This window comes from Kitasatospora sp. NPDC058406 (assembly GCF_042722765.1).
Taxonomy (GTDB): Bacteria; Actinomycetota; Actinomycetes; order Streptomycetales; family Streptomycetaceae; genus Kitasatospora.
Genome location: NZ_JBHXKE010000365.1, coordinates 1 through 6,669, shown reverse-complemented (window position 1 = coordinate 6,669; position 6,669 = coordinate 1). Strand labels below are relative to the sequence as shown.

The following is a 6,669-nucleotide window of genomic DNA, read 5'->3' as shown; positions in this document are numbered from 1 at the left end:
ACCGGCGGCCGCCTCGACGGCTACGAGATCCGCACCGCCGCCGTCGCCCGCTCGGTGCCCTGCCTGACCACCGTGCAGGCCATGGGCGCCGCCGTCCAGGGCATCGACCGGCTGCTGCGCGACGAGGTCGGCGTCATGTCGCTCCAGGAGCACGCCGAGCTGATCAACGCCGGCCGCGCCAAGTAGCACCACCGCAGTGGGGGGCACCAGTACCGCCGGGTGCCCCCCACTTCCATGCCCTGGGAGGACTTTGTGTACAAGCTGCTGTTCGACCTCGTCTTCAAGAAGATGGACCCGGAGAAGGCCCACCACCTCGCCTTCTTCTGGGTCCGGCTCGCCTCCTCGGTGCCCGGCCTGCGCGGCCTGGTCCGGCTGGTGCTGGCCCCCCGCGACCGCGCGCTGCACACCGGCGCCCTCGGCCTCGACCTGCCCGGCCCGTTCGGCCTCGCGGCCGGCTTCGACAAGAACGGCGTCGGCATCGACGGCCTGTCGATGCTCGGCTTCGACTACGTCGAGATCGGGACCGTCACCGGTGAGGCCCAGCCCGGCAACCCGGCCCCGCGGCTCTTCCGGCTGGTCGAGGACCGCGCCCTGATCAACCGGATGGGCTTCAACAACCAGGGCTCGGCCCGGGTCGCCGCCCGGCTGGCCGCCCGCCCGCACACCACCTCGACCCCGGTCGTCGGCGTCAACATCGGCAAGACCAAGGTCGTCGAGGAGGCCGACGCGATCGCCGACTACGTCAAGTCGACCGAGCGGCTCGCCCGGTACGCCGACTACCTGGTGGTCAACGTCAGCTCGCCGAACACCCCCGGGCTGCGCAACCTCCAGGCCGTCTCGCACCTCGGCCCGCTGCTCGGCGCCGTCCGCGAGGCCGCCGACCGGACCACCCCGCACCGCGTGCCGCTGCTGGTCAAGATCGCCCCCGACCTGGCCGACGAGGACGTCGACGCCGTCGCCGACCTCGCCCTGGAGCTGGGCCTCGACGGCATCATCGCCACCAACACCACGATCGGCCGCGAGGGCCTGCGCACCCCCGCGGACCGGGTCGAGGAGATCGGCATGGGCGGCCTCTCCGGCGCCCCGCTCAAGGGCCGCGCGCTGGAGGTCCTCCAGCGGCTGCGCGCCCGCACCGAGGGCCGGCTCGTCCTGGTCTCCGTCGGCGGCATCGAGACCGCCGAGGACGCCTGGCAGCGGATCATCCACGGAGCCGACCTGGTCCAGGGCTACAGCGCCTTCATCTACGAGGGCCCGTTCTGGTGCCGCCGCATCCACAAGGGCCTCTCCGCCCGCGTCCGGGCCGGCGGCTTCCGCAACCTGGCCGCCGCCGTCGGCAGCGCGGTCGACGCGCCCAAGGCCGCCTGAACCCCCCTCACCTCCCCGGAAGGACGTCATGACCCTCGCCCCCTTCGGCGCCCGGCTGCGCCACGCCCTCGACACCCGCGGCCAGCTCTGCGTCGGCATCGACCCGCACGCCTCCCTGCTCGCCGCCTGGGGCCTGGAGGACTCCGTCGCGGGCCTGGAGACCTTCAGCCGCACCGTGGTCGAGGCCCTGGCCGGCCGGGTGGCCGTGCTCAAGCCGCAGGCCGCCTTCTTCGAGCGCTTCGGCTCCCGGGGCGTCGCCGTCCTGGAGAAGTCCGTCGAGGAGGCCCGGTCGGCCGGCGCGCTGGTCCTGATGGACGCCAAGCGCGGGGACATCGGCTCCACCATGGCCGCCTACGCCGAGGCGTTCCTCGCGCCCGGCAGCCCGCTCTTCTCCGACGCCGTCACCGTCAGCCCCTACCTGGGCTTCGGCTCGCTGCGCCCGGCGCTGGACCTGGCCACGGCCCACGGCGCGGGCGTCTTCGCGCTGGCGCTCACCTCCAACCCGGAGGGCGCCGAGGTGCAGCGCGCGGTCGGCTCCGACGGCCTGCCGGTGGCCGCCTCCGTGCTGCGGCAGCTGGCCGCCGAGAACGCCGGCGCCGAGCCGCTCGGCTCGTTCGGCGCGGTGGTCGGTGCGACCCTGGCCGACGCCGGGGTGGACCTGGCGATCAACGGCCCGCTGCTCGCCCCCGGGATCGGCGCCCAGGGCGCGACCATGGCGGACCTGCCGCGGGTCTTCGGCGACTCGGTGCGCAACGTGGTGCCGAGCGTGAGCCGCGACGTGCTGAAGCAGGGCCCCTCGGTCGAGGCGCTGCGGGCGGCGGCCGACCGTTTCGTGCAGGAGTACGCGGACGCGGTCAAGTAGCGCCCGAGGCGGCGGGATTCGCCGCCGCGCGCGCCCGTCGGGGCCGGTGTCGCTCCGAAACCGCCCCGGCACGGTCCGCAGGCGGGCGGGCAAGTGGCGCGACGGGGCGGCGCGCCATCTCAGGAGTTGACGTGAGCGCCGTCACATCGGTGGCGCCAAAGGTCCGCAATCGCGGTCATTTTGCCCGGGAAAGTCCTGGTCGGCCTTGGCTGACCAGGACTTTTCGTGTTCTTTTCCTGACGCGGCGCCGCAATCCGGGTAGTGTCCGGCGATAGGTCATCGAAGAGCCGCGAAACTCGTTGCTCTCGCAGGTCAGGGGCGGCGAGTTCGCCCTGTGGACCGGTGTCCTGGGAACCAAACCAGTCATAGTTCAATCCCTTCCATCCACACCTGAGGTGAACGGCGTGGCTCTTCCGCCCCTTACCCCTGAACAGCGCACCGCCGCGCTCGCCAAGGCCGCCGAGGCTCGCCGGGAGCGCGCCGAGGTGAAGAACCGGCTCAAGCACTCCGGCGCCTCGCTGCACGAGGTGATCAAGGCCGGCAAGGCTGACAACGACGTGATCGGCAAGATGAAGGTCTCCGCCCTGCTGGAGTCCCTTCCGGGCGTCGGCAAGGTTCGGGCCAAGCAGATCATGGAGCGGCTCGGTATCAGCGAGAGCCGGCGTGTCCGTGGTCTCGGAACCAACCAGATCGCCTCCCTGGAGCGGGAGTTCGGCGGCGGTGCCGCCTGACCGTGCCCCGTGGTCCCGGGATCGTCCGCGATCCGGGATAATCGGTGCATGAGTGAGCGTCCGCGGCTGACCGTGCTCTCCGGCCCCTCGGGGGTCGGCAAGAGCACGGTCGTCGCTCATATGAGGAAGCAGCACCCCGAGGTCTGGCTCTCGGTGTCGGCGACGACCCGCCACCCGAGGCCGGGCGAGCAGAACGGGGTCCAGTACCACTTCGTCGACAACGACGAGTTCGACAAGCTGATCGCCAACGGCGAGTTGCTGGAGTGGGCCGTGTTCGCGGGCAACCGCTACGGCACGCCGCGCTCCGCGGTCCTGGAGAAGCTGGAGCGCGGCGAGCCCGTGCTGCTGGAGATCGACCTGCAGGGCGCCCGCCAGGTGCGCGAGTCCATGCCCGAGGCGCAGCTCGTCTTCCTGGCTCCGCCGAGCTGGGACGAGCTGGTCCGCCGGCTCACCGGCCGCGGCACCGAGCCGCAGGACGTGATCGAGAAGCGCCTGGAGGCGGCGAAGGTCGAGCTGGCCGCCGAGCCGGAGTTCGACAGCACGCTCGTCAACACCTCCGTCGAGCAGGTGGCGACCGAACTGCTAGCCTTGCTCGGTGTAGGCTGAGCTTTTGTCTTTTCCACCCTTTCGGAAGGTTTTCGCGTGTCCTCTTCCATGACCGCGCCCGAGGGCATCATCAACCCGCCGATCGACGAGCTGCTTGAGGCCACCGACTCCAAGTACAGCCTGGTGATCTACGCGGCCAAGCGTGCCCGTCAGATCAACGCGTACTACTCCCAGCTCGGCGAGGGCCTGCTGGAGTACGTCGGCCCGCTGGTCGACACCCACGTGCACGAGAAGCCGCTGTCGATCGCGCTGCGCGAGATCAACGCAGGCATGCTGACCGCCGAGGCGATCGAGGCCGCCTGAGGCACCCGCCTTCGCCCGCAGGGCCCGTCGGAGTTCGCTCCGACGGGCCCTGCGGCGTTGCCGCGGGGGCCGTGGGGGTGCCACCGTGCGGGTGATCGCCGGCGGGCCGTAGGGTGAGCACGCACCGAGCGAGGAGAGATGGGGATCATGGGCGGCAGCACGGAGCAGGCGGGCGCACCGCGCGTCGTCCTCGGCGTCAGCGGCGGCATCGCCGCGTACAAGGCGTGCGAGCTGCTGCGCAGGTTCACCGAGTCCGGCCACCAGGTCACCGTGGTGCCCACCGAGGCGGCGCTGCACTTCGTCGGCGAGGCCACCTGGGCCGCGCTCTCCGGGCGCCCGGCCGCCACCGCGACCTGGGAACGCGTCCACGAGGTGCCGCACGTGCGGATCGGGCAGAGCGCCGACCTGGTCGTGGTCGCCCCCGCCACCGCCGACCTGATGGCCAGGGCCGCCCACGGGCTCGCCGACGACCTGCTCACCAACACCCTGCTCACCGCGCGCTGCCCGGTCGTCCTGGCACCCGCGATGCACACCGAGATGTGGGAGCACCCGGCCACCCGGGAGAACGTCGCCACGCTGCGCCGCCGGGGCGTGATCGTGCTGGAGCCCGCCAGCGGGCGGCTGACCGGCAAGGACACCGGCAAGGGGCGGCTCCCCGAGCCGTCCGCGATCTTCGACGCCTGCCGGGCGGTGCTGCGCTACGGCGGCGTCCGGACCGACCTCGCCGGGCGGCACGTGGTGGTCTCGGCCGGCGGCACCCGGGAGCCGCTCGACCCGGTCCGCTACCTGGGCAACCGCTCCTCCGGCAAGCAGGGGTACGCGCTCGCGGCGACCGCTGCGGCGCGTGGTGCCCGTGTGACCTTGATCTCGGCCAATGCCGAGCTGCCCGATCCGGCCGGGGTGGACGTGGTGCGGGTGGCCACCGCCCTGGAGCTCCGGGACGCCGTCCTGACGGCGTCCACCGAGGCGGACGCGGTGGTCATGGCCGCGGCGGTGGCGGACTTCCGCCCCGCGGTCTACGCCACCGGCAAGATCAAGAAGGTCGACGGGGTCGAGCAGCCGCCCGTCGAGCTCGTCCGCAACCCGGACATCCTGGCCGAGCTCTCGGCCCACCGTCCCCGTTCGGGCCAACTGGTCGTGGGTTTCGCGGCGGAGACCGACGAGGTGCTCGCCAACGGCCGGGCGAAGCTCGCCCGCAAGGGCTGCGACCTGCTCGTCGTCAACGAGGTCGGGGACGGCAAGGCCTTCGGCCAGGACGTCAACGAGGCCGTCGTACTGGGCTCGGACGGCAGTGAGACGCCCGTTCCGGTGGGTCCGAAGGAGGCGCTCGCGGACGTCGTCTGGGGCCTGGTCGCCGAACGGCTGGATCCGCCCGTCGACTGATCTCGAAGGGTGGGAGGGCGGTCTCCAATTGCGGAATCGCGTGACGATTGTCGGAAGCCGACCGTTACACTCCAGGAATCAAGTCTTTCCGGAAGTTCCCGGGTCCGACCGGGGCTTTCAGTCAGCAGCCGCTGCAACCCCAGGGAGCGCTGTGTCTCGCCGCCTGTTCACCTCGGAATCCGTGACCGAGGGACACCCCGACAAGATCGCTGACCAGATCAGCGACACCATCCTTGACGCTCTCCTCCGTGAGGACCCGACCTCCCGGGTCGCCGTGGAGACGCTGATCACGACCGGCCAGGTGCACGTGGCCGGCGAGGTGACCACCAAGGCGTACGCGCCGATCGCCCAGCTCGTCCGGGACAAGATCCTGGAGATCGGCTACGACAGCTCCAAGAAGGGCTTCGACGGCGCCTCCTGCGGCGTGTCGGTGTCCATCGGTGCGCAGTCTCCCGACATCGCGCAGGGCGTCGACACCGCGTACGAGGCCCGGGTCGAGGGCGACGAGGACTCCCTGGACAAGCAGGGCGCCGGTGACCAGGGCCTGATGTTCGGCTACGCGTCCGACGAGACGCCCGAGCTCATGCCGCTGCCGATCACCCTGGCGCACCGCCTCTCCCGCCGTCTCACCGAGGTCCGCAAGAACGGGACGATCCCGTACCTGCGCCCCGACGGCAAGACCCAGGTCACCATCGAGTACGACGGCGACAAGGCCGTCCGCCTCGACACCGTGGTCGTCTCCACCCAGCACGCCAGCGACATCGACCTCGACTCGCTGCTCACCCCGGACGTCCGCGAGTTCGTCGTGGAGCCGGAGCTGAAGGCGCTGGCCGAGCAGGGCATCAAGCTGGTCACCGACGGCTACCGCCTGCTCGTCAACCCGACCGGCCGGTTCGAGATCGGCGGCCCGATGGGCGACGCCGGCCTGACCGGCCGCAAGATCATCATCGACACCTACGGCGGCATGGCCCGCCACGGCGGCGGCGCCTTCTCCGGCAAGGACCCGTCCAAGGTGGACCGCTCGGCCGCGTACGCGATGCGCTGGGTGGCGAAGAACATCGTCGCCGCCGGCCTCGCCCGCCGCGCCGAGGTGCAGGTCGCGTACGCGATCGGCAAGGCCGAGCCGGTCGGCCTGTTCGTGGAGACCTTCGGCACCGAGACCGTGCCGGTCCTCACCATCCAGAAGGCCGTCACCGAGGTGTTCGACCTGCGTCCGGCCGCGATCATCCGCGACCTGGACCTGCTGCGGCCGATCTACTCGCAGACCGCCGCCTACGGCCACTTCGGCCGTGAGCTGCCGGACTTCACCTGGGAGCGCACCGACCGCGTCGACCAGCTGAAGAAGGCCGTCCAGGCCTGATCCGGTCGTCCGACCGTTTGAGCTCCGACCGCAGGTGGTGGCCGTCCGGTGTGCCGGAC

At 71.6% G+C, this 6,669-nt stretch carries 8 protein-coding genes; all 8 read left to right on the top strand.

What is annotated here, in order from left to right; translation table 11 throughout:
• Positions 1 to 186: hypothetical protein (locus ACFWOG_RS38570; protein WP_355407782.1), on the top strand; the 186-nt coding region annotated here is incomplete at its 5' end.
• Between the two features lie 66 nt (positions 187 to 252).
• Complete coding sequence (locus ACFWOG_RS38565; RefSeq protein ID WP_329878688.1) at positions 253 to 1,365, top strand: quinone-dependent dihydroorotate dehydrogenase; 1,113 nt, start codon at positions 253 to 255, stop codon at positions 1,363 to 1,365.
• 28 nt (positions 1,366 to 1,393) lie between these two features.
• On the top strand, positions 1,394 to 2,227 hold the full coding sequence (pyrF, locus tag ACFWOG_RS38560; RefSeq protein ID WP_329947946.1) for an orotidine-5'-phosphate decarboxylase: 834 nt from the start codon (positions 1,394 to 1,396) through the stop codon (positions 2,225 to 2,227).
• Between the two features lie 404 nt (positions 2,228 to 2,631).
• Positions 2,632 to 2,958, top strand: coding sequence for an integration host factor, actinobacterial type (gene mihF / locus ACFWOG_RS38555; RefSeq protein ID WP_030056187.1), 327 nt, complete (start codon positions 2,632 to 2,634; stop codon positions 2,956 to 2,958).
• Between the two features lie 48 nt (positions 2,959 to 3,006).
• Complete coding sequence (gmk, locus tag ACFWOG_RS38550; RefSeq protein ID WP_327675652.1) at positions 3,007 to 3,564, top strand: guanylate kinase; 558 nt, start codon at positions 3,007 to 3,009, stop codon at positions 3,562 to 3,564.
• Between the two features lie 36 nt (positions 3,565 to 3,600).
• The gene (rpoZ, locus tag ACFWOG_RS38545) at positions 3,601 to 3,867 is read left to right on the top strand and encodes a DNA-directed RNA polymerase subunit omega (RefSeq protein WP_030240625.1); all 267 of its coding nucleotides are present in this window, start codon (positions 3,601 to 3,603) and stop codon (positions 3,865 to 3,867) included.
• Between the two features lie 147 nt (positions 3,868 to 4,014).
• Positions 4,015 to 5,250: a bifunctional phosphopantothenoylcysteine decarboxylase/phosphopantothenate--cysteine ligase CoaBC gene (gene coaBC / locus ACFWOG_RS38540; RefSeq protein ID WP_329947947.1), complete on the top strand. Its 1,236-nt coding sequence runs from the start codon at positions 4,015 to 4,017 to the stop codon at positions 5,248 to 5,250.
• A gap of 151 nt (positions 5,251 to 5,401) precedes the next feature.
• Complete coding sequence (gene metK / locus ACFWOG_RS38535) at positions 5,402 to 6,610, top strand: methionine adenosyltransferase (RefSeq protein ID WP_329947948.1); 1,209 nt, start codon at positions 5,402 to 5,404, stop codon at positions 6,608 to 6,610.
• Positions 6,611 to 6,669 lie beyond the last annotated feature (59 nt).

Excerpts from the sequence above, each read along its gene's own strand:
- pyrF (WP_329947946.1), top strand. The coding sequence starts at position 1,394 with ATGACCCTCGCCCCCTTCGGCGCCCGGCTGCGCCACGCCCTCGACACC.
- gmk (WP_327675652.1), top strand. The coding sequence starts at position 3,007 with ATGAGTGAGCGTCCGCGGCTGACCGTGCTCTCCGGCCCCTCGGGGGTC.
- coaBC (WP_329947947.1), top strand. The coding sequence starts at position 4,015 with ATGGGCGGCAGCACGGAGCAGGCGGGCGCACCGCGCGTCGTCCTCGGC.